Genomic DNA, 23,619 nt, shown 5'->3' on the forward strand with positions numbered 1-23,619 from the left:
AAAAAATAGAACTTATTGATTATCAGAATTATTATTTTCTTCATTCCTTATTTTTTCACTCATTTCTTCCAAAACGGGTTTGATTGTACTCTCCGGAATATCACTAATTCTAATGTACATCAAGCCATCAATGGCATCATTAAAACTAGGGTCTACATTAAAGGCGATCATCTTTGCATTTTGTTTGATGTATTTCTTAATTAGTACAGGCAATCGTAAATGCGGTTCCAGATCATCTATCAATTTATCTAGTTTGTTAAGGTCTGCCTCCACTTCATTCAAGAAAATGCCTCGATCTCTTTCTTTTAGTTGTACTTTAAATTCATTTTTGGGATGCACATATTGTGCAACTGCAGAATCAAAATAATTTGATCTCATAAATTCTATCATCAATGATTTTGAAAAATCAGAAAATTCATTGGATATACTTACTCCGCCCATCAGAAATTTGTGTTCTGGATTTCTAAGGCAAACGTGAACTATACCGCGCCATAGAAGAAATAGTGGTAGTGGTTTTTGCTGATACTCGTTAGAAATATAAGCTCTACCCATCTCGATTACTTTTCGAAAAAATGGTTGCAGCTCTTGGTCAAATTCAAAAAGTGAACTGGTATAGAAGCCTTTAATTCCATGTTCCTTCATCACTTCTACTCCAAGCGCCATTCGGTATGCACCTACAAGTTTTTCTGCTTTATTGTCCCAAAGAAACAGATGTCTGTAATATTGATCATATTCATCCAAATCAAATGGCAAATTGGTACCTTCTCCTACATGTCGAAAAGTAATCTCTCTTTGCCTGCCAATTTCCCTCATTATCGATGGTATTTCGGCATAGTCTGCGAAGAAGATTTCATAATTACCATTAATAAATAAACATTTATCGTTGGTTTTCAAGGTTTCAATTTCTAATAAAATATCTTCTTTCGGAGTTTCATCAATAATATTTTGAATGATATTTTCTCCTTTTTGCGAAGGTAATTTTAAACCAAGGTTGGGCAATTTCAGCAAATCTTGGAGCGATTTTCTTTTTTCATAGTAAGATTTCATCAGATAGACTTTTCTCCTCAAAAATTCTCCCAATTCTGGTATCGTCTCTTGTTCTTCCAGAGATTTTACAGAAATATGTTTTCCTATTCTAATTCTAATTGGATCTTCTCGCTCATTCATCATTTCTGCAGGCAACAATAGCGTTTGCAAACCTGCATGAATTTTGGAAACTCTATAAAAAAAAGCGCTATTTTTCGCATGAAAATACATTGGCACTACTGGAACCTTTGCTTTTTTTATAAGTTTTAAAGCTGTTTTCTCCCATGGTCTGTCAAGAATTTCGCCATATTCGTTATTTTTATTAGAAACTTCGCCCGCAGGAAATATTCCCAAGCAACCTCCATTTTCTAGGTGTTTCAAGGTTTCTCGCATTCCGTTTGCGCTACTGTGTAATTCTTTTTTATCTTCAAATGGGTTCACAGAAATCACGAATGGTTCCATTGGTTTTATTTTTGCCAATAGAAAATTTCCCATCACTTTGAAATCTGGGCGTATCTCCATCAATATTTTTGTCATCAATACGCCATCTAAAGCTCCAAGTGGATGATTGGCAACTACAATAAAAGGCCCCGTTTTTGGAATTTTAGCAAGATCTTCGGCAAAGACGATGTATTTTAAGTTTAATTCGTGTAGGAATTTGTCAAAAAATTCTTTGCCTTCTTTATCTTTAAGCTTCTCATGCAAAGCATTGACTTGATTAATTTTGGTGAATTTCATGACCATCGCTGCAACGGGATTTTTCAGAAATCCAATCTTGCTCAAACCTGTAGCTTGTATTAAGTCTTGTTTAGAAATAAGGCTCATTTAGGATGGTGTTTTTAGTTTTTATTTTGCAACAATTTGCAACGTTCCTCTCGAAATCTGCTCCAAAAGTATATCTTTATTTTTATAAAACTTCTCTATATTCGTAAGATTTGTATTTCTAACCGTAAATAAAGATACATTTTCTATTTTTTCTAGTCTAAATTGTTCTTGCAATTCATCAATCAAAAAATTTTTATTTTTAAAAGGGTCATCAAAACACAGAGCTAAAGAAATTGCAGAATTTTGCATTAAAGAAACTTTAATCTTTAATTTGCTCAATATATTAAAAATCAAACTAATATGGTTTTCCGCGATAAAGGAAAAATCTTTCGTAGAAATATGTATTAAGTGTTGATTTTCTTTTAAGATATAGGTTTCTTCCTTTAAATTTATTTCGCTAACACTTACTTTTGTGCCTTTTTCCGAAGGTTTCAAAAATGATTTTACAAAAAAAGGAATATTTTTCTGTTTTAAAGGTTGCAATGTTTTCGGATGAATAATGGAAGCACCATAATAAGCCATTTCTATCGCTTCCTCGTAGGAAATATTAGAAAGTAGAGTAGTATCTTCAAATTTTCTTGGGTCGCCCGTCATTACACCCGGTACATCTTTCCAAATCGTCAAAGCTTCTGCATTTAAGCAATAAGCGAAAATTGCAGCAGAATAATCAGATCCTTCTCGTCCTAATGTAGTAGTATTTGCATTTAAATCTGAACCGATAAAACCTTGTGTCACAAAGTTTTGAGTTTTATTTAAAGTTGCAATACGCTCTTCTGTCTCAATCCAATTTACAATTCCGTCTCGAAAATTGCTATCAGTTTTTATGAAATTTTTGGCATCTAAATATTCATTTTTAAAACCTGCAACATTTAAATACAAACTTAAAATTTTTGACGAAATTATCTCACCAAAACTTACAATCTGATCGTAAATAAAATTATAGTCTGTTGAATTGTTCTCTCTAAAAAAATGTTCAATTTTATCGAAAATACCATCTAATTCGCTGAATGCTGAATGATTTTTCTCAAAGAGTTCGGAGCAAATTTGCACATGCTTTTCTTTAATTAGTGCAATTTCTACATTGAAATTTTCTTTATTGATGTATTTTTCTATAACTATTTCTAGCTCGTTGGTGGTTTTTCCCATTGCAGAAACGATGAGCATACAACCATCAAATCCTTCAGATTTCAATACTGTAGCTACATTTTTCACGCCATTTGCATCTTTTACGGATGCTCCTCCAAATTTAAAAACCTTCATAATATTTGTACAAAATTTAATTTTTCTGCAATTCTAATCTGTCAAATTTATTAATTCAATTTCACATAAAAAAATATGTGGTTTCATCTATTTTAACGAACTTTGTGAAAACCAAATAAATTTTTGCAAAATGGCAGATCAAACTTTTCAAACGCTGGGAGAATTTTTAATAGAAAAACAAGATGATTTTAAATATTCAAGTGGAGAACTTTCGCGACTTCTAAGTGCGATTCGTTTAGCCTCAAAAGTTGTAAACAGAGAAGTGAATAAAGCCGGAATTGCAGAAATAATAGGACAAGCCGGAATGGAAAACATACAAGGCGAACAGCAGCAGAAATTAGATGTGCTTGCAAACGATATTTTTATTGAAGCGCTTTCTCAACGAGAAGTAGTGTGTGGTATTGCTTCCGAAGAAAATGATGATTATATAGAGATTATTTCTAAAGAGAATGCACATTTAAGTAAATATGTAGTATTGATGGATCCTTTGGATGGTTCTTCAAATATTGATGTAAATGTATCTGTGGGAACTATTTTTTCTGTTTATAGACGCGTATCGGAACCGGGAACTCCAGTAGAATTACGAGATTTTCTGCAAAAAGGAGTAAACCAAGTTGCTGCAGGATATGTGGTGTATGGATCTTCTACAATGATTGTATACAGTACAGGAAATGGAGTAAATGGTTTTACATTAGATCCTTCCATCGGTACTTATTATCTTTCTCATCCGAATATGATGTTTTCAAAATCTGGTAAAATCTATTCTATAAATGAAGGGAATTATGCCAAATTTCCAAAAGGTGTAAAGGAATATTTAAAATATTGCCAAGAAGAAGAAGGTGATAGACCCTATACTTCTAGATATATCGGTAGTTTGGTTTCAGATTTTCATAGAAATATGATCAAAGGTGGAATCTATATTTATCCATCTACTTCGCAATCACCAAAAGGAAAATTGAGGCTTTTGTATGAGTGCAATCCGATGGCATATCTTACAGAACAAGCTGGTGGTAAATGCAGTGATGGTTTCCAAAGAATTATGGAAATTGAGCCAACAGAATTGCACCAACGTGTTCCATTTTTCTGTGGAAGCAGTGATATGGTAGAAAAAGCGGAGGAATTTATGCGTAATGCGCAGTAATTTTAGAGAATTATTTACAAAAAATTAAAATTTTATTTATTTTGCCAAAGCTTAAATCTTTGGCAATTTTTATTAATATCTACGCGTATAAAATATGAAAACGGCAAAATTTTCAAAATATATTCTCAATTTTAAAAACCCAAGTGGAACTTCTCGTGGCATTTTAAAAACAAAAGAAACTTTTTTTTTAGAAATATTTGAAGAAAATAAAAAAGGAGTAGGAGAATGTGCTCTTTTCCGAGGTTTGAGTTTTGATGATGTTCCAGAATATGAAGAAAAACTCCAGTGGTTGTGCAATAATATTAATGAGAATCCTGAAAAATTAAAAAATGAATTACTAAATTTTCCTTCTATTTGGTTTGGATATGAGCAAGCGTTTTTGAACTTAAACCTTCCCGAAAACATTTATTTTCCTAGTGAATTTAATAAAGGGAAATCATCAATAAAAATTAACGGACTGATTTGGATGGGCGATCCAGATTTTATGCAAACTCAAATTGAAGAAAAACTTGCGCAAGGTTTTGATTGTATAAAATTAAAAATTGGTGTTGATTGGAATTCGGAGTATGAAATTTTGAAAAATCTAAGACAAAAATTTCCTGCAAATATTTTGGAATTGCGGGTAGACGCAAATGGTGGCTTTACTTTTGACGAAGCCAAAATTGTATTGCAAGAGTTGGCAGATTTAAAAATTCATTCTATTGAGCAGCCCATCAAAGCAATGCATCCAAAGTCTCAGAATGACAAAGATTGCTTCGTTGCTCGCAATGACGATCGTTCACACATGGCGGAACTTTGTGCAGAAACTCCTACACCTATTGCTTTGGACGAAGAATTAATTGGTGTTGTAAATTTTGAAGAGAAAAAAGCACTTTTAGAAAAAATAAAACCACAATTTATCATCTTAAAACCAGCATTAGTTGGTGGGTTTTCTGGCTGCGATGAATGGATTTTTATAGCAGAAAAAATGAAAATAAAATGGTGGATTACTTCTGCTTTGGAAAGTAATATAGGTTTGAATGCAATTGCACAATATACATTTACCAAAAACAATACAATGCCACAAGGTTTGGGAACTGGCGGACTTTTTACCAATAATCTTAATTCTGCTTTAGATTTGCAAGGAGATCAATTGTCTTTCAAAACCTCTTAATAATTACCAAAAAACAGCCATTAATTTAAAATTAATGGCTGTTTCAATATTTTTATTTCTTAGATTACAATTTAAATTATTGTGCAGGATCTTTGAAATCTACTAATTTAATTTCGAAAATTAGCGTAGCTCCAGGTGGAATTACGGCACCACCACCTTGATCTCCGTATCCCATATCCGAAGGAACGTAAAATTTGTATTTTGCACCTTTACTCATTAATTGTACACCTTCTGTCCAACCTCTGATTACACTATTCAAGGGAATATCTAATGGTTTTCCACCTTGTTTTTCGCTAGAATCAAAAACGGTTCCGTCTAATAAAGTTCCCTTATAAATTACTGTTACTACATCTGTCGCTTTTGGTTTTGCACCAGCACCAGCTTTTAAAACTTCATATTGCAAGCCAGAAGCTGTGGTTTTCACAGAAGCATTGCTTTTGTTTTTAAGCATAAAAGCAGCACCTGCTTTTTTATTATCTTCCGCTTTTAGTTTAGCAGCTCCCATCGTTTTTTCTTGTTGCTTCTGACCAAAAGATTGCATAAAACTTTGCATTTCTTCTTTAGGCAAAAGTGTTTTTCCGCCAGCAATTTCTTCTTTCATTGCTTGGGCAAGTAAATCTACATCTACTGCGAAACCTTGTTGTTTCATATTTTCGGCGATATTGAGACCGATGTAGTAGGATGCTTTTTGATCTTCGGTTAATTTAGTAGCATCTTCCACTTTTTTCTGAGCGCATGTTAGGCTTATAAAGCATATAACAGGTAGTAATAGAATGTTTTTTTTCATTTTAATTTTTTCAAGCGACAAAATTACATTTTTTAAAAATATTTTGGATACCTGTTTTTAAAATTTATATAAAATTGTTTTACGCTAAAATATAGGAATTATTGTTTAACACTTTTCGGTTTGCAATCAAACTTTGATCTGTGCCACCCAAAACGGCGACGATATCTTTTTGAACTTCCGAACTGGATAAATAATTCCAATGATTGCCAAAATTATATTTGGCCGAAGTAAGCAAATTATTTTCAGAACCAGTAACATCAATTATCGAAACCGTTTCATACAATTTAGAAATTTGAGATGGTCCCATTTTTCCTAATCTTGGCGACAATATATTTTTTGAAAATTGCGAAATCCCCAAAATATTATCTTTCTTATTTACATAAATTGATATTCTATTGGCCAAAAGTGGCAGTTTAATGAAAGAATCTTCTGCTTCTTCAAAAACGCGGAAACTTACGTCTGCACTTAGCAATACAACTTGATCTATAACTCTAGAAATATTTTCTGTTTTTAAACTATACAACATGCTCTGCAAAAGTCTATTACCCATAGAATGTGCCATTAGATGTATATGTTGGTTGCAAGGTTTAAGATCTTTATCTGCAAAAATATCCTTCAAAAATTGAGTATAAAAATAAAAAAGTCTGAGCAATGAGTTTCCAGAATTTATGCTTGCCGCACGATCATCAAAATAGGTGAGCGGAAAAATGCTACTAGAAGCTGGCCAACTTATAAATAATATATGATTAATGGGCGAATCCTTATTATCTATGTACAACTTTTTAAGAGTCAAAATCGCTTTCAATTCATCGTCAAAAGTATAGGCAAAACCATGTATGAAAATTAAAACATCATTTTGAGATTTTGTGGTAGACATCTCTTTATACAAATCATAAAACATCTTTTGTGTACCACTCAAATTGCTGCTCGTAAGTTCCGAATCGTTTAATCCTTTTTCCTTTTTTAAAATATCCACCACTTCTTGATATCCAGTTTTATTGGGTTCTCCAAGAATTTTGCAGTCTAAAATGGCTCTTCCTTGGTAGTTTTTTGATTTTTCTTGCGCTTTTGTTGGTTCCTTAAAATTGTCAAAATTGCATTTGGCAATTCTAAAATTTGGGATAGACATTTCATCATTTGAGAAAGAATCTTTATCATCTTTATTTTTCTTCAAAATGATTTTCCTATTGCTTAAAATAAAAACAGCCATAATTTTTTTGATTTTTCGAATTAATAAGGGTAGGTATATTTTAAAAAAAATTAATTTTTCTCAACTGTTTTTGCTTTTTATAAAAACTAAAATTTTTCAGAACTAAAATAATTAATTTGATCGAAATTTTCAGGATATTGATGCAATAATTAAAGAAAATTTATTGATAAAAAAAGGCTTATATTGAGTTGAAATTTGTTTTATAGAAAAATAATCTCAATACATTATGAGATTATTTTCAAAATCTTTATCTTCCAAAAGAATCATATTTATCTTCGGCATATTTGGTAAAACGTGCAAGAAGTGCCACATTTTCTTTTTCCAAAGGTGTAATTTCTGCATCTACATTATCGGAAACGGGTATGTACCAATCTGTTTGCTCAAAGAAATAGCGGAATGTTTCTTTTTTAAAAGAATATCCGTGTCTTGCGAAAACAGAATTTTTTATAATTTCTAGATCAAGTTTTCTTAAATTTTTAAGATCTTTCTCTGTAAGTTTTTGTTTAGAAGCATTTATTTTAAAAACAGCATCAGAAGCAACTCTATTTTTCGAAGTGGTGTAAGATTCAGATTTGCCAGTTTCTTCATCCGTATATTTTTCTTTAAATTCTTTTGGGTTTGTCCAGTCTATGATATCAGAATCTTTGTCTATCATAAAATTTGGGTTGTACACAAACTCTTTTTTTATCAGTTTCAATTTTTTATTTGGTATTTTAACAGCAGATTTATTATAAACATTCCATTTTCCGGTTAGGCTGTCATTTTTTAATTTTAATTCAAATCTACCGTCGCTTTTATTATTTCCGGGTTCATCTAGTACAAAAGATTTGGCACTTTCGTTAAAAACTCCACGAAAAGGACGTTGGTTTCCGTTCACAATGCTTTGGCCGTAAACGCTATCCTGCGTGATTCTATTTATTTTTAATGACAATCTTTTTCTGCCGTAATAATCGTCAAAAATTTCATCTGAAATTTGATCTGCTTGCATTCCGGTTCCAGAAAATTCTCCGGTGTAAATACCATAATATTCCGTGTAAATTTCTGGAATAACTACAGAATCTTTCACCACTACCAAAGAATCATTGGTAGAAATTACTTCTTTTTTTTCGTTTTTTTTACAACTGATAATCAGCGCTGCAAATGCTGCGGCTGCAATTAAATTTTTTGTTTTCATACTTGGTTTTTTTAATGTTCGTGCTAAGGTTTTAAATTTTTACCAATAAATATTTTAGTAACGTGATTGAAAAACTAATAAATTAAACGCTGCAGTCCAAATTAAACTTATAAAATTATATGTCAATCTAACGCATTTGGAAAGATTAAATATACAATAATTACTTTTTACAATTTAAATTAAATTGTCTGTAAACCAAAAGCAAAATTGAGATGCTTTTCGGTATTTTTCAAACTAAATTTTTCGTTTTTAGTTAAATATAAATTGATAACAAGCGGAAAATTTTCTGAAGAAACTTTGGTTAAATTAGCTAAAAAATTCTGAATTATTAACTTCTAAATTTATTTTTGATTCAAATTATTGATTATAGCCAATGCGGCACTTTCTCCACAAAGCATTGCAGCATTTAGAGAGCCATTTGCCAAAGTATCTCCTGCCAAAAATATGGTTTCAGAAAATTGTGTCTCTTCGGGTTTTAAATTAGATTTAATATTTTGTAAATCGGGTAGGGCTTTTGGGATTTCGTAAGTTTTGATATGTCTTGAAACTTCAATTTTGAAATATTTTTTTAACTCTTCTTTTACTTTTTCTATCAAATTTGTGCCTTCCAATTCCTGATGATCTACAATCGTTACAGAAAGTAATTCTTTCCCGCCATTTTGTGTAGTTTCTAAACTGGTGTGGTAAAATATATTATTAATTAGAGCATTTTTCGAAGGTAAAAGTCCGATAATTGCTTTTTCCATCACCCGCTTTTCAGTTTCAAAATAGAGAGTAAAGCAAGATTTCCATTTTAAATTTTCTTGTTTAGAATTAGCAATTAAATTATTTGGGTCGGTAGCAATTATGGTAAAATCTGATTGCAAAATTTTTCCATTTTTTAAAGATATTTCGCCATCTTTTACAGAATCAACCTTTGTGTTAAATAAAATTTTAGTTGATTTTAAATTTTCAAATAGTTGATTTGGAATTGCTTGAATGCCTGCTTTTGGAAGCGCAGCATTTCCTTCGCCAAACATTTTGTACACAAATTCAAACATTCTGCTGGAAGTTTTTAATTGATTTTCCAGAAAAATGCCAGAAAAAAACGGACGAAAAAACTGTGAAATTGTTTTATCAGAAAATCCAAAATCTTTTAAATATTGTAAAGTGGAAATTTCTTTTTCATGGAAAATTTCCTCAATACTTTTAGTTTTCAATTTGAGATTTAATTTAAGAATTTTTATTTTATCTAAAATCGAAATATTATTTGCGAAAATAGTTGGGAATAGTAAAGAAAAATCTCGCAACGGATCTCCGATAGTTTGAGATTTACCATCATTAAAGATACTTGCACCTGGAAGAAAATTCTGTAATTCTAATTTTTTATAATCTAAAAATTTCTGTGCAGCCGGATAATTGGTCAGCAAAACTTGAAAACCGTGATCTAATTGATAACCATCTACTAGATCTGTTTTCACGCGACCACCTACAGAATTTGTAGCTTCTAAAATAATTGGCGAAAATCCGCTGTTTTCTAAAGTTTGCGCAGCAATCAGTCCGGAAACTTCGGCTCCAATGATGTGGATTTTGGGGTTGGTTTTGTTCATTAAATTTTAAATAAAAGATTTCATTAATACTTTTTTTCTATCCTGATATTTTATTTACCACCTTCATTTAAATTAGAAAATTTTTCACTCATTGTGGGATTTCCTTTTGTTAATTTTTTAATAGTTAAATCTTCAGCTTTAATATTTGCAAGTCGTAGATTGTTAACTGAGGATAAAAGCGCATCTTTCGTTTTTTGAAGGTGCAACATTGTTTTATCAATTTCATCGATGGCAGTTTTAAATTGTCTGCTTGCTAAATCGTAATTTTTAGCAAATCCTTCTTTAAAGGTATTGATGTTATCTTCGAAATTAGTGATATCAATATTTTGATTTTTCACCAATGCAAGTTCAGCTTTTGTAGCTAAAGAATTCATTGCTGCATTGCGAAGAAGCGTAATCATCGGCACAAAAAACTGCGGTCTAATCACATACATTTTGTTGAATCTGTGAGAAACATCCACAATTCCGGTATTATAAAGTTCATTATCTTCTTCTAATAAACTAACCAGAATTGCAAATTCACATTTTTTATCGTTTCTATCTTTGTCTAGTTTTGCGAAGAAAGTTTCATTTTTACTTTTCGTGGTAGAATTTTCTTCTTTATTTTTCATTTCAAACATGATGGAAATTATTTCATTCCCAAATTCGTCTGATTCTTTATAAATATAATCGCCTTTATTTCCACCTCTTGCATCATTATCTTTTTCAAAATAGGCATTTCCAAAACCTATGGTTCTTATTTTATTAAATTCAATTTCGCAGTGCTGTTCCAGTGTTTCACCCACTAATTTTGTAGATAATTTCGACCGTAAATCTTTTAACCGATCTATCATTTCATTTTTGGAACTAAGCTCAAAATCGTATTTTTCTTTTAAATTGTTTTTTTCATTTTTAAAATCATCTCTCTCTCTTTCAATTACTCTCACAGCTTTTGATATTGCTAATTCTTTTTCCGTTTCGAAACTTAAAATTTTTGAATTTAGTGCGGAAATGGATAAATTTTGAGAGTTTTTCAAGGCTGATAATTCTTTTTCTTTATCGCTTTTCAATTTTAAAATCTCAAATTCTTTAGTTGCTAATTCATCCTTAAATTTTTGTTGAATTTCTATTTTAGACAAATTAAATTCAGAATTTTTTAAATTATTCAAATTTTCCAGTTTTTCCCTTACGTCTTTATTAAATTCTTCATCACGAACTTGCTTTAGGATATTTGCGAAACCAGCTTCATCTATTTTAAAAGCTGTTTTGCAACTAGGACAAATTATATCATTCATGTTTTTTATTTTTGATTTTGAAACCAAATTTACAAATATTAAATTTCAATACATGAAAAAAAGCCCCAATTTCTTGGAGCTTTACTTTTACTTTTTAAAATAAGATTTAGAAAGGTTTATCTGGACTTGTAGTTCTTATCAATTTGGTATTTACAAATTCTAATAATCCTTCTTTTCCTTGTTCTCTACCATAACCAGAATTTTTTGTTCCGCCAAATGGTAGTTGTGGTGCAACACCAGTTGCATGATTGATGTAGATCATTCCAGAATCAATTTTACGAGCAACTTCCGCTGCTTTTTTTGTATCTGTGCCAAAAACTGTTCCGCCTAAACCAAACTCGGTTCCGTTGGCAATTTCTAGTGCATCTTCAATCGTTTCATAACGGTAAAGCATAAATACAGGGCCGAAAACTTCTTCAAAATACATGTCCATTTTTGGGGTGATATCGGTAATAAATGTTGGTTCTAAGAAAGCACCAGCTCTTTCCATTCTTTTACCGCCCAAAACAATATTTGCTCCTTGTTCTGCAGCTTTTTTAATCTGTGCGGCAACATCTTCTGCAGCTTTCTCTGAACTTAATGGTCCTAATGTAGTTCCTTTCTCCATCGGATCTCCCACAACAATTTTTGCAAAAGCCTCTTTTGTTTTAGCTAAAAATTCATCATAAATTTTTCCAGCAACGATAATTCTTTTTGGTGAAGTACACACTTGTCCACCATTTGCCATTCTACCATTTACTGCAGTGTCTACAGCTAATTGCACATCTGCATCTTCCAAAACAATAAATGGATCACTACCACCTAATTCTAATGTAGATTTTTTCACCACCTTTGCAGCAGCTTCAGCGATGCTTGCACCAGCAGGTTTGCTACCAGTTAAGGTTACTGCTTTAATTTTTGGATTGGCAACAATAGGTGCAATATCTTTTCCGGACACATACAAATTGGTGTAAACCCCTTCTGGTAAACCGGCTTCTTTAAAAATATCTTCCATCATTTGTGCACATTGCGGTACGTTGGATGCATGTTTTAAAACCATAGTATTTCCTGCAGTGATGTGTGCTGCAGCAGATCTTGTCATCTGATAAAAAGGAAAATTCCAAGGTTGAACGCTTAATATGACACCAATTGGTTCGTAAGTTAGGAATGCATCGCCATCTGGAACTTCAATAGGTTGATCTGCTAATAATTTTTCTGCATTCGTTGCATAATATTCGAAAATAGCGGCAGAGATTTTTACTTCTCCAATGGCTTGACCTAAAACTTTACCCATCTCCAAAGTCGCCAGTTTTCCTAAATCTACTTTTCTTTCCAGCATAATTGCTGAAACTTTGTGCATAATTTCTGCCCGGTCTTTTACAGAAGTATTCTTCCAAGTTTTAAAAGCTTCATCTGCATCATCAATTATTTTAGCAACCTGCTCCTCGGACATTGCTTTAAATTCTTTTACGACTTCATTATTAAATGGATTAACCGTTTTTATACTTGATATTTCTTTTGTAGTACTCATAATATTTTATTTAAAAGTGTTGATTCCAAAATTATTCCAATGAGCATTTAACAATTCAATTAAAAACAATCGCAGTGATTAATAAAAATGATGGAATTTTATTTGATACTATCTCGAGTTAATTAAATTGGAAATATTTTATTTTTAAAAATTGCCTAAAGTTTGAGAAGTAACCTTGTCAAGGTTTTAAACCTTGACAAGGTTTTTCATAAGGGAAGTTTAAATTATACAGCCGAGAAATCGGCTTGGTTCGGAAAATACTTGCACTAGAAGGTAAATTCTCTAAATAAAAATTTTTTAACCTAAAATTTCTTTGCAGTCGGTTATTTTCAGCAAAACTTGAAAACCGTGATCTAATTGATAACCATTTACTAGATTTGTTTTCATGCGATCGCCTACAAAATTTGTAGCTTCAAAAATAATTGGCGAAAATTCGTTGTTTTTTAAAGTATGCGCAACGATTAATCTGGAAGCTCCGGTCCGATGATGTGGATTTTGGGGTTGGTGTTTGTCATATCAATTAAAAATCAACAATAGTCTTAAATATTTTACGCAATTTCTAGTTGCATCAATTCTTTACCCAATTCTTTGACACCTGTTAAAATTCTACTAATCTGTTTTTCAGAAGGTTCTTTTTTACCAGTTACATATTGCGAAAGTAAAGATTCATTCATATTAATTCGTCTACTTAAAGCCTTGGCATTAATAACTGAATAAAAATCGAAAAAACTTGGCAAATCAATTTTAAATATAATTTGTTCTGTAGTTGCCAATGTTTCTTTTTTTTCTTTTAGATATAAATTGATAGCATCAAACATATTTATTTTTAATTCTGCTAAATTCTTCCCCGTTGTTGATACCATCAGATTATCATCTTCAGTAAATGCAGAATATCCTGTATTGGTTCTTTCTATAATAAATTTATATTTTTTCATTTTGATCTAATTTCTAATTTTAATATTCTTAAACAAATTTTTGATTAAATTCCCGCAATTTTCTTCTCTAAACCTTTTCCAATCTCTTGTGAACCATGATTTGGAATTACAAATTCTTTTTGCGTTATTGGGCTGTACCAAATTTCATGACTTCCCTTTCCTTGACGAGTTAAATAACAACCAGCTTTTGTAAGTTTTCTAATTAATTCACTGCTCTTCATTTTAGATGTGTTGTGTAACAAAGGTATATTATTATTTACTTCTAGCAAAATATAATGTAAATAATTATTTACCTTTTTCTACGTTTTTATCATTTTATAGTAAATGTTTTTATTAAAAATAAAAGAAAAACGCCCCAATTTCTTGAGGCGTTTAATTTAGTTGAAAAAGATTGCTTTTCCCTTTAGTTATCGGGATCGCAATAAATTTATTAGTATTTCCCTTTCTCTACAAAATGCGCTGCAATTTTTTCTGTCAATGCAACCACATTTGGTAAGTTGGTATATTTTGTAAATCTTCGTAAACCAGAAAGCATCATTCTTTGTTCGTCGCCTTCTGCAAAGGAAACAATGCCTTCTTTTGCGGCTGTATTTATGGCTTCTACAGCTTTATATAAATTAAGTTGTGCCATAGATGCTTCTACAGAATCTTTATCAAAATGCTTTTCTGCTCTCAAAATTGCAGATTCTGCCATGTAGATTTGGTTTAAGATTTCAGATGCATTTAATAATAAATGCTGCTGTTTTTCTATTTCCATCATGTATTTTTGAAGTGCTGCTCCTGCAACCATCAAGAATACTTTTTTCAAATTGTGAAGGATAGATTTTTCTTCAGACATATATTCTGAAAAATCTGGAACATCAAAAGAAGGAATTCCCATCAATTCTTTTCCGATTGCCATGGCTGGTTTTAGCAAATCGAGTTCGCCTTTCATTGTTTTTTTAATGAGCATTCCTACGGCAAGAAGTCGGTTGATTTCGTTGGTTCCTTCGTAGATTCTACCAATTCTGGCATCTCTCCAAGCCGCTTCCATTGGTGCATCTGCAGAGAATCCCATTCCACCATAAATCTGAATTCCTTCATCTGCAATATGTTGCGTCAAATCTGAAACAAAAACTTTTAAAATAGAACATTCTACAGCATATTCGCTGAGTGCTTTCAATTCTGCTTGTTCGTGCGTCATTCCACCTGAAGTCAGTTCCGTAATTTTATCTTCTACATTTTTAGCAGCTCTGTAAGAACCAGCTTCTGATACAAAAATTCCCGTGCTCATTTCTGCGATTTTCTTTCTGATAGCTCCAAAAGTAGAAATAGAAACGCCAAATTGTTTTCTTTCGTTTGCATAATTAATTGCTAACGAAGTGATTCTTCTTTGTCCGTCGATATTTGCTGCGGCCAATTTAATACGACCTGCATTTAAAGCATTAATTGCGATTTTAAATCCATTATTTCTTTCTCCTAAAAGATTTCCAACAGGCACTTTCATGTCATTAAAGAAAACCTGGCGTGTAGAAGAGGCGCGAATTCCCAATTTGTGCTCTTCTTCGCCCATTGTCATGCTTTCTGGGTTTTCCAATTCGGAACGGTTGATTACAAAACCAGTAATATTTTTATCGTCTTCAATTCTGGCGAAAAGGGTGAAAGTATCTGCAAATCCTGCGTTAGAAATCCACATTTTTTGTCCTGTGATGATGTAATGTTTTCCATCTTCGCTTAAAACTGCTTTAGTTTTTCCGGAATTTGCATCAGATCCTGCGTCTGGTTCTGTTAAACAATACGCTCCAAATTTTTCACCATTTGCTAAAGCTGGAAGATATTTTAATTTTAATTCTTCGGTACCGTATAATAAAATTGGTAATGTTCCAATACCTGTGTGTGCGCCATATGCCGTTGCTAATGAGCCATTTGCGCCAGAAACAATGTCGCAAGCAAGCATTGTGCTCACAAATCCCATTCCCAATCCGCCGTAAGCTTCTGGTACTGCGATTCCTAAGATTCCCATTTCGCCCAATTTGCGCATGGTTTCTTCGGTAAGAGCGTAATCTTTATTTTCAAAACGTTCTCTGTGAGGAATTACGTCTCTTTCTATAAATTCCGTGATGGATTCACGAAGCATTTTTTGTTCTTCAGTTAGTTCTTCTAAGCTGAATGATTCTGCTGCAGGAATATCTTTGATGATGAATTCACCGCCTTTTAGTGTTGTTTGTGTTGTATCGTTCATTTTGGTTGATTTTAATTAATTATTTTTTTTGGGCAGCATTTCCGCCTTCCGTTCCCAATCTTTTTTTTTCAAATGCAAAAAAAAAAGGATTTCCACTCAAGTCGGGCTGCAAGTAATTCTAAATTTTAATATTTTTATTCCTTATTCTCATTAGTTTGAAATTCATCTAGTTCCATTTTCAAAGCCTCTAAAAGTTGACTTTCTGTTGGTAAATACAATTCGTATTTGCTTGCAAGAACACTTTTATTATTTTCTGGTAAAGTAAATTTTACTAGAGAATTATTTTTATCGGCACATAAAAGAATTCCAATAGTTTTGTTTTCATGTTCTAATTTTTCCTTTCGGTCGAAGTAGTTAACATACATTTGCAATTGTCCCAAATCTTCATGATTCAATTTTTTTGTTTTGATTTCGAATAGCACAAAACATTGCATCAATCTATTATAGAAAACCAAATCAACAAAAAAATCATCTCCATCTAAATGAATTCTCTTTTGCCTAGCTACGAATGAAAAGCCGTTTCCAAGTTCAAGCAAAAAATCTTGTAAATGTGTAATAATGGCTTGCTCAAAATCTTTTTCATAATAAGCAGACTCTCTTTTTAATCCCAAAAATTCTAAAATCATCGGGTCTTTAATAATTTGTAATGGTTCTATTGGTAGCACGTCACCTTTCGCAATTGCTAAAACACTTTCTTTATCATTGCTGATCAACAATCTTTCGTATAAACTGCTATTTATTTGTCTTTCTAATTGTCTCGCCGACCAATTATTTTTTACGGATTCGGCAATATAGTATTCCCTTTTGTGCTCATCATCAATAGACGTTAGTAATTTATATTGAGTCCAGTTCAATTGTGTCCGCAGTGCGGACACAATTGGAAAAGTTTTATAAAATTGACGATACCAGTTCAATTGTCTATAAGAAAAACCGCTTCCAAATTCTGGTTGAAGTTCTTCTGAAAGAGATTTTATAAGGTAAGTTCCATATTCTGCGCGGTCTTCTCCGTGTTGCTCTTCTTCAAAAATTCTTTGTCCAATATGCCAATACATCAAAGTCCGTTGATTATCCACCGAGCGAACCGCCTTTTCTCTAGAATGAGAAATGATATTTTTGATTTCGGAAATTAATGTTTTGTTGGTAAGCATACTATTAATTCGAATCCATCAAGGATTTAAAATCCTTGATGGATTATTTGGTTTAAAGTAGTTCAAATATTGAAGCCGCTCCTTGTCCAGTTCCAACACACATGGTGACCATTCCGTATTTCATGTTGCCGCGTTTTTTCATTTCGTCTAATAATTGCACGGTTAATTTAGTTCCTGTACAACCAAGAGGATGTCCCATTGCGATGGCGCCACCATTAACATTTACGATGTCAGAATTTAATTTTAATTCATTCATCACTGCTACAGATTGAGAAGCAAATGCTTCGTTTAATTCTATAAGATCAATATCTTTTAGATCTAAACCTGCTTGTTTCAGCGCTTTTGGAACGGCATATAATGGTCCCATTCCCATTATTCTTGGTTCTAAACCTGCGGCTGCATAAGCTACTAATCTTGCTTGTGGTTCCAAACCTAATTCTTTCACCATGTCTTCACTCATCACGATTACGAAGGCAGCTCCATCACTCATTTGTGAGGAATTACCTGCTGTAACTGTTCCGCCATTTGCGAAAACTGGACGTAATTTTGCTAAAGCTTCTAGAGATGTTCCTAATCTTGGACCTTCATCTACAGAGAAATCAAATTTCTTAGTTTCTGATTTTTGATCTTCATTTAAAAAATTATATTCCACTGGAATCGGAACAATTTGATCTTTGAATCTACCTTCTGCATTAGCTTTTAAAGCTTTTTCGTGCGAGTAAAATGCAAATTCATCTTGTTGCTCTCTCGTGATATTGTATTGTTTTGCTACTTCTTCTGCAGTGTAACCCATTCCCCAATAATAATCTGGATTTGATTTGGCGTAATTAGGTTCTGGAACTGGTTTGTAACCTCCCATTGGAATGTAACTCATAGATTCTGTACCACCTGCAATGATGCAATCTGCCATTCCTGCTTGGATTTTTGCGGATGCAATTGCAATGGCTTCACTTCCAGAAGCGCAATATCTATTTACTGTAACACCAGGAACTTTGTCTGTATTTAATCCCATTAATGAGATTAATCTTGCAACATTTAGACCTTGTTCGGCTTCTGGCATTGCGTTTCCAACGATTAGATCGTCTATTCTATTTTTATCCAATTTTGGACAGTCTGCCATTAATTTTTCAATTACGGTGGCTGCCATCACGTCTGGACGCGTGAATCTTAAACTTCCTTTTGGCGCTTTGCCGACTGCGGTTCTGTAACCGGAAATTATATATGCTTGTTTTGACATTTTTTAATTTTTTTTTATTGATTTCATCGGGCTTTGCCCGACGCTACTTTATGTCGCCCTTTCAGGGCTTGACTTGTATGCTTTCGATTCTTACTAAAATCTTTATTTTATATCGATAATTGCAGCCCGACTTGAGTGGAAATCCTTTTTTTGCATTTGAAAAAAAGATTGGGAACGGAAGGCGGAAAATGCTGCCCAAACCTTACAATTAATTTCTCAATGGTTTTCCTTTCGTCAACATAAATTGAATTCTTTCCAAAGTCTTTCTTTCACCACACAGCTGTAAAAATGCTTCACGTTCTAGATTTAACAAGTATTGCTCTGTAACTAAAGTTGGTTCTGAAAGGTTTCCACCCACCATAACGTACGCTAGTTTGTCGGCAATTTTCTTATCGTGCTCAGAAATGTAATTTCCGGCGAGCATTTGGTCTGTTCCTACGTAAAACATTCCTAAAGCGTCTTTACCTACAACTTTTACTTTCTGCTCGATAGGTTGCGTATAGCCGTGAGATGCAAGACTCATAGCAAGCATTTTCGAAGTTTTTAATTGCGTTTTTTTATCTACAACAACGATATCTTTTCCGTGTTCCAAAATTCCCATATCGTAGGCTTCATAAGCAGAAGTAGCTACTTTTCCCATGGCAATATTCATAAAAGCATCACGTAAACGGTTGTTTTTTACATCGTCATTGTGGAAATCTCTGGAAGTTCTTAAAGTCATTTCTTTAGTTCCGCCACCACCAGGAATTACGCCGACACCAACTTCTACCAATCCTATGTAGGTTTCTGCTGCGGCAACAACTCTGTCTGCATGCATCGTCATTTCGCAACCACCACCTAAAGTCATCCCGAAAGGTGCAACTACAACTGGAATTGATGAATAACGAACGCGCATCATAGATTTTTGAAAATAAGCAATTGCCATATTGAGATCATCCCAATCTTGATCAACTGCCATCATCATGATCATTGCAAGATTTGCTCCTACAGAGAAATTTGTACCCTGATTGGCGATTACTAAACCGTCGTATTCTTTTTCGGCTAAATCTATTGCTCTATTCAAACCATCTAAAACACCACCACCAAGGGAATTCATTTTAGATTTGATTTCAAAATTGATGATTCCGTCTCCTAAATCTTGAATTTGCGCTTCAGAATTGCTCCAAAGCGTTTTATTTTTTCTGATATTATCTAAAATAATAAATGAATCCTGTCCTGGAATTTTAGAATATTCGCCAGAATCTTTGTTTACGAACGTGCTTTGACCTTCATTATTTACCTTATAGAAAGTTTGATTTTTCTCGGCTAAATTTTTCACCCAATCAGAAACTTCGTAACCTTCCGCTTTCGCAAGTTCTATACCTTTGTTTACACCAACTGCATCCCAAATTTCGAAAGGACCATTTTCCCAACCGAAACCGGCGCGAAGTGCGTCATCAATTTTATAAACTTCATCAGAAATTTCTGGTACTTTGTGAGAAACGTAAGCGAATAGGGAACCTAAAGATTTTCTGTAAAGTTCTCCAGCTTTGTCTTTTCCAGCAATTAACACCTTGAATCTATCAAGAGGCTTATCTATATTTTTGGTTAATTCTAATGTTGGGAAAGAGTTTTTGTCTTGCAATTCGTATTCTAAAGTTTCAAGATTTAATCCTTGAATTTCAGATTTTCCTGCTGCATTTTTTACTTTTTTGTAGAATCCGCCATCAGTTTTAGAACCTAGCATTTTCTTCTCCATCATAAAATCTATGTAGGATGGCATTGCAAAACCTTTTTGAAACATATCTTGCTCTGTTCCGCTACCTTCTACACCTTTTGCAACGTGTACCAAAGTATCTAAACCTACAACATCCGCAGTTCTGAAGGTTGCAGATTTTGGACGACCGATGACAGGACCAGTTAATTTATCTACATCAGAAACATTTAATCCAAGCTCTTTTACGCTGTGCAATAAATTCATCATAGAGAAAACTCCAATTCTATTGGCGATAAAAGCAGGCGTATCTTTAGCTAAAACAGTTGTTTTCCCTAAAAATTTAGCACCGTAAGACATATAGAAATCAATAATTTCTGGATCTGTATCATTGGTAGGAATAATTTCTAGCAATGGTAGGTATCTTACTGGATTAAAAAAGTGCGTTCCTGCGAAATACTTTTTAAAATCATCGCTTCTTCCTTCTACCAATTGATTGATAGGAATTCCAGAAGTATTAGAAGAAATTAAAGTTCCGTCTTTTCTTAGGGCTTCAATTTTTTCGTAAACCGATTTTTTGATGTCTAGTCTTTCCACTACAACTTCTATAATCCAATCTGTTTTTTTAATCTTTGCTAAATCATCATCAAAATTTCCAACAGTAATTCTATCTGCAAATTTTGGCGAATAGAGTAGTGCAGGACTAGATTTCTTCAGCTTCGCAAAATTTTCGTTAGCAATTCTATTCCTAACGATTTTATCTTCTTTCGTTAAACCTTTTTTGGTTTCAGCTTCAGTCAATTCAAAAGGTACAATATCCAGTAAAAGCACTTGTACACCAATATTGGCAAAATGTGCAGCAATTCCGGATCCCATAATTCCTGAACCGAGAACGGTTACGTGTTTTATGTGTCTTTTCATATTTTATTTTAAATTATTAATATTATTAGCCGTTTTAAGTATGGTTTCCATTACTTCTTTGAAAATTTCTAATTTCTGTGGATCTACTTTTTCGATGATTGTATGATTAAAATTTACAACCACATCTTTGGAAATCTCCCTGTGTTTCATTCCTTTTTCCGTGAGTTTAATTATGACTTCTCTTTTATCTGTTTCGGTTTTTACTTTATAAATGAATCCATTGTCTTCCAAAAGTTTGATAATTCTTGTGAGAGAAGTTGGTTCTATCGCCATTTTAGGACCTAAATTGGTACTTCTTGTTCCTTCTTTAGGATCTATTTTCAATAAAGTTAGTGCTTGCACAGCTGTAGAATCATAGGCGCTCGCCATTTCTGCGTACATTTTAGATACTGCTAACCAGGTACTTTTTAAAATCAAATCTATTTCAAATTTTTCTTTTTTAATTTTAGACATCGTGTTTTTTTTCTATACCATCAAAGTTAATAAATATTATGCATGCATAGTACTTTTAATTAGTTAATATTATTTAACTAATTGATAATCAATGATAATATTTATATGCATAGCATAAATAACGATCATATGTAAAGAAATAACGGAAAAACGAAATAGAAATTTGTTAAAGATTTGTTAAAATATCAATTATATCTTCAAATTTTTTAGCAATAATTTCTTGATTATTGGAAGAAATATTCCAATTGTTATTTAAGAAGGAAAAATGAATATGGGAAAGGTTTTTTTGATAGTTTTTTTGCAAAAAAGAATAGAGCAACTCTTTTTGCAAATCTGGTGCAGAAATTTTTGGTGGCACAAAATTTTTATGAATGTTGAATATTTGCGGTGCAGCCAATTCTGCATTAGAAAGAATAATATCTTCAGATATACCATGTTGCAAAATTTTATCTTTTACATACCAAATTTTATCTGCAAATTCTTTTGCTATTCGCCAATCGTGGGAAGAAAAAAATATTATTTTATCCTTGTTTTCCGCAAGATTTCTTAATAATTTAAGAATCATGATTTTATTTTCTTCATCCAAATGCGTGGTAGGTTCATCTAAAAATATGATGGGTGAATTCTGCGCTAAAGCTCTTCCTATAAATGCTTTCTGAAGATTTCCATCGGATAGTTGATGTAAGTAGGTGTTTTTAAATTCCGAAAGATGAAGATTTTCAATGATTTGATCAATTTCCTTTTTATCGTCATTATTTAATTTAAAATAGTAAGGATAATGAATGTATTTACCAAAAGCAATTAAATCGTAAACCGTGTATTGTGGCGGAATCTCACCCTTCGAGAAAACTACAGAAATTTGCTTGGCTAAATCTTCTTTAGAGAGATCTTTGATATTTTTATCTTTAATAAAAATTTCGCCTTTCAACAATGGAATTTGCCCCAGAAGAGATTTTATTAAAGTTGTTTTTCCTACGCCGTTGCTGCCAATTAATAAGCAAATTTCCCCTAATTTTAAGTTAGAATTTACTTCGGAAATGAGCGTTTTTTCATAACCGAATTCTGCATTACTTATGTGTAAATAATTTTTCATGCAGTTCTTTTTTTCATCATCATTGCCAAAATTACTGGAATTCCAAAAATTGAAGTAATGATATTTAAAGGAAAACTCGTCATCTCGGAAACGATGGAGAATATTTGCATGATAAGAATTCCTAAAACCATATTTAAAATCCACTGTTTCCACAATTCTGAAGGATTCCAAATGGCTCTGCAGAAATGCGGTACAACAATACCCACAAACAAAATTGGACCAAGAAATGCCGTGATAGAAGATGCTAGAAGTGAAGATGAAATGATGATCAAATATTTCAAACTTTGTAAATTTACACCAATACTTTGCGCATAATTGTTTCCTAAAACATTCCCAATCAACGGTTTTATACTTTTAAAGCTAATAAATAAACCAATGATTGTAAGAAGTGACAAAATTAAAATTTGTTGAGAATTTACCTGATTGTTTGCTCCAAAACTCCAAAGCATATAATTTTTTAAACTTTGATTGTCTGCATAAAATTGAAGGATGGAAACTATTGCACCCGCTAATGCAGAAATTAAAAACCCGAAAATAATGAGAAAGGTTTTATCTTTAAATTTACTAGAAAATGCTAATAAAATAAACATTAAAACTATACTTCCTATAAATGCTGCAATGCTTATAAATCCATTTTGTAAAAATTCTGGTAAAATAAAACTTTGCGAATAAAATATATAAAGCGCAACTGCTAAACTCGCCACAGATGTGATACCCAAAACGGACGGACCAGCTAAAGGATTTTGAAAATATTCTTGCAAAAGAAAACCCGAAGTTGGTATAGAAATTCCTGCAAGCACCATCACCAAAATTCTATTAACCCTAAAATTTGCAATCTGAAAATTATCCGAATCTGAGAAAAAATCTGAAAAATTTAAGCTTGAAAAACCAGTATTTAAATTGACGAAAATTGAAACAATAATCCCAAAAACCAGAATTGAAAGTAAGATTTTAAATTTCTTATACATC

The 23,619-nt window shown here is 32.4% G+C and carries 20 protein-coding genes; 2 read left to right on the top strand and 18 right to left on the bottom strand.

What is annotated here, in order from left to right:
• Positions 1 to 12 precede the first annotated feature (12 nt).
• A complete protein-coding gene (locus HNQ03_RS10785; RefSeq protein WP_173779689.1) occupies positions 13 to 1,851 on the bottom strand; it encodes a lysophospholipid acyltransferase family protein in 1,839 nt (612 codons plus the stop codon).
• A 21-nt stretch (positions 1,852 to 1,872) separates the two neighbouring features.
• The gene (locus HNQ03_RS10790) at positions 1,873 to 3,111 is read right to left on the bottom strand and encodes an aspartate kinase (RefSeq protein WP_173779690.1); all 1,239 of its coding nucleotides are present in this window, start codon (positions 3,109 to 3,111) and stop codon (positions 1,873 to 1,875) included.
• 130 nt (positions 3,112 to 3,241) lie between these two features.
• On the opposite strand from HNQ03_RS10790, the gene fbp reads away from it, so the two are divergent.
• Positions 3,242 to 4,252 (top strand): class 1 fructose-bisphosphatase, encoded by a 1,011-nt coding sequence (gene fbp, locus HNQ03_RS10795; protein ID WP_173779691.1) that lies wholly within the window; start codon positions 3,242 to 3,244, stop codon positions 4,250 to 4,252.
• Positions 4,253 to 4,346: 94 nt separating this feature from the next.
• Positions 4,347 to 5,405, top strand: a complete 1,059-nt coding sequence (locus HNQ03_RS10800; protein ID WP_173779692.1) for an o-succinylbenzoate synthase — start codon at positions 4,347 to 4,349, stop codon at positions 5,403 to 5,405.
• Between the two features lie 76 nt (positions 5,406 to 5,481).
• Here the strand turns inward: HNQ03_RS10800 and HNQ03_RS10805 are convergent, their stop codons facing one another.
• From HNQ03_RS10805 to HNQ03_RS10880, 16 genes are all read right to left on the bottom strand, one after another.
• A complete protein-coding gene (locus tag HNQ03_RS10805) occupies positions 5,482 to 6,192 on the bottom strand; it encodes an FKBP-type peptidyl-prolyl cis-trans isomerase (RefSeq protein ID WP_173779693.1) in 711 nt (236 codons plus the stop codon).
• A 79-nt stretch (positions 6,193 to 6,271) separates the two neighbouring features.
• The gene (locus tag HNQ03_RS10810) at positions 6,272 to 7,402 is read right to left on the bottom strand and encodes an alpha/beta hydrolase (RefSeq protein WP_173779694.1); all 1,131 of its coding nucleotides are present in this window, start codon (positions 7,400 to 7,402) and stop codon (positions 6,272 to 6,274) included.
• Between the two features lie 247 nt (positions 7,403 to 7,649).
• Positions 7,650 to 8,576 carry a YARHG domain-containing protein gene (locus HNQ03_RS10815; protein WP_173779695.1) on the bottom strand — a complete coding sequence of 309 codons (927 nt, stop codon included), beginning with the start codon at positions 8,574 to 8,576 and terminating at the stop codon, positions 7,650 to 7,652.
• A 341-nt stretch (positions 8,577 to 8,917) separates the two neighbouring features.
• Positions 8,918 to 10,165, bottom strand: coding sequence for an NAD(P)/FAD-dependent oxidoreductase (locus HNQ03_RS10820; RefSeq protein WP_173779696.1), 1,248 nt, complete (start codon positions 10,163 to 10,165; stop codon positions 8,918 to 8,920).
• A gap of 50 nt (positions 10,166 to 10,215) precedes the next feature.
• Positions 10,216 to 11,439: a DUF2130 domain-containing protein gene (locus HNQ03_RS10825; RefSeq protein WP_173779697.1), complete on the bottom strand. Its 1,224-nt coding sequence runs from the start codon at positions 11,437 to 11,439 to the stop codon at positions 10,216 to 10,218.
• A 106-nt stretch (positions 11,440 to 11,545) separates the two neighbouring features.
• Positions 11,546 to 12,949: an NAD-dependent succinate-semialdehyde dehydrogenase gene (locus HNQ03_RS10830; RefSeq protein WP_173779698.1), complete on the bottom strand. Its 1,404-nt coding sequence runs from the start codon at positions 12,947 to 12,949 to the stop codon at positions 11,546 to 11,548.
• A gap of 297 nt (positions 12,950 to 13,246) precedes the next feature.
• Positions 13,247 to 13,411, bottom strand: coding sequence for an NAD(P)-binding protein (locus tag HNQ03_RS16255; RefSeq protein ID WP_382405009.1), 165 nt, complete (start codon positions 13,409 to 13,411; stop codon positions 13,247 to 13,249).
• Positions 13,412 to 13,497: 86 nt separating this feature from the next.
• The gene (locus HNQ03_RS10840; RefSeq protein WP_173779699.1) at positions 13,498 to 13,884 is read right to left on the bottom strand and encodes an XRE family transcriptional regulator; all 387 of its coding nucleotides are present in this window, start codon (positions 13,882 to 13,884) and stop codon (positions 13,498 to 13,500) included.
• 44 nt (positions 13,885 to 13,928) lie between these two features.
• Positions 13,929 to 14,105 carry a type II toxin-antitoxin system HicA family toxin gene (locus HNQ03_RS10845; RefSeq protein WP_173779700.1) on the bottom strand — a complete coding sequence of 59 codons (177 nt, stop codon included), beginning with the start codon at positions 14,103 to 14,105 and terminating at the stop codon, positions 13,929 to 13,931.
• Positions 14,106 to 14,314: 209 nt separating this feature from the next.
• Positions 14,315 to 16,105, bottom strand: a complete 1,791-nt coding sequence (locus HNQ03_RS10850; protein ID WP_173779701.1) for an acyl-CoA dehydrogenase family protein — start codon at positions 16,103 to 16,105, stop codon at positions 14,315 to 14,317.
• 134 nt (positions 16,106 to 16,239) lie between these two features.
• A complete protein-coding gene (locus HNQ03_RS10855) occupies positions 16,240 to 17,253 on the bottom strand; it encodes a PDDEXK nuclease domain-containing protein (RefSeq protein WP_173779702.1) in 1,014 nt (337 codons plus the stop codon).
• A gap of 52 nt (positions 17,254 to 17,305) precedes the next feature.
• Positions 17,306 to 18,490: a thiolase family protein gene (locus HNQ03_RS10860; RefSeq protein ID WP_173779703.1), complete on the bottom strand. Its 1,185-nt coding sequence runs from the start codon at positions 18,488 to 18,490 to the stop codon at positions 17,306 to 17,308.
• A gap of 208 nt (positions 18,491 to 18,698) precedes the next feature.
• Complete coding sequence (locus HNQ03_RS10865; protein WP_173779704.1) at positions 18,699 to 21,104, bottom strand: 3-hydroxyacyl-CoA dehydrogenase/enoyl-CoA hydratase family protein; 2,406 nt, start codon at positions 21,102 to 21,104, stop codon at positions 18,699 to 18,701.
• 3 nt (positions 21,105 to 21,107) lie between these two features.
• Positions 21,108 to 21,557: a MarR family winged helix-turn-helix transcriptional regulator gene (locus tag HNQ03_RS10870; protein ID WP_173779705.1), complete on the bottom strand. Its 450-nt coding sequence runs from the start codon at positions 21,555 to 21,557 to the stop codon at positions 21,108 to 21,110.
• Positions 21,558 to 21,723: 166 nt separating this feature from the next.
• Positions 21,724 to 22,650 carry an ABC transporter ATP-binding protein gene (locus HNQ03_RS10875; protein WP_173779706.1) on the bottom strand — a complete coding sequence of 309 codons (927 nt, stop codon included), beginning with the start codon at positions 22,648 to 22,650 and terminating at the stop codon, positions 21,724 to 21,726.
• Positions 22,647 to 23,618, bottom strand: coding sequence for a FecCD family ABC transporter permease (locus HNQ03_RS10880; RefSeq protein WP_173779707.1), 972 nt, complete (start codon positions 23,616 to 23,618; stop codon positions 22,647 to 22,649). The genes HNQ03_RS10875 and HNQ03_RS10880 overlap by 4 nt, the downstream gene beginning before the upstream one ends.
• Between the last annotated feature and the right edge of the window lies 1 nt (position 23,619).

This window comes from Frigoriflavimonas asaccharolytica (genome assembly GCF_013294015.1).
GTDB lineage: Bacteria > Bacteroidota > Bacteroidia > Flavobacteriales > Weeksellaceae > Frigoriflavimonas > Frigoriflavimonas asaccharolytica.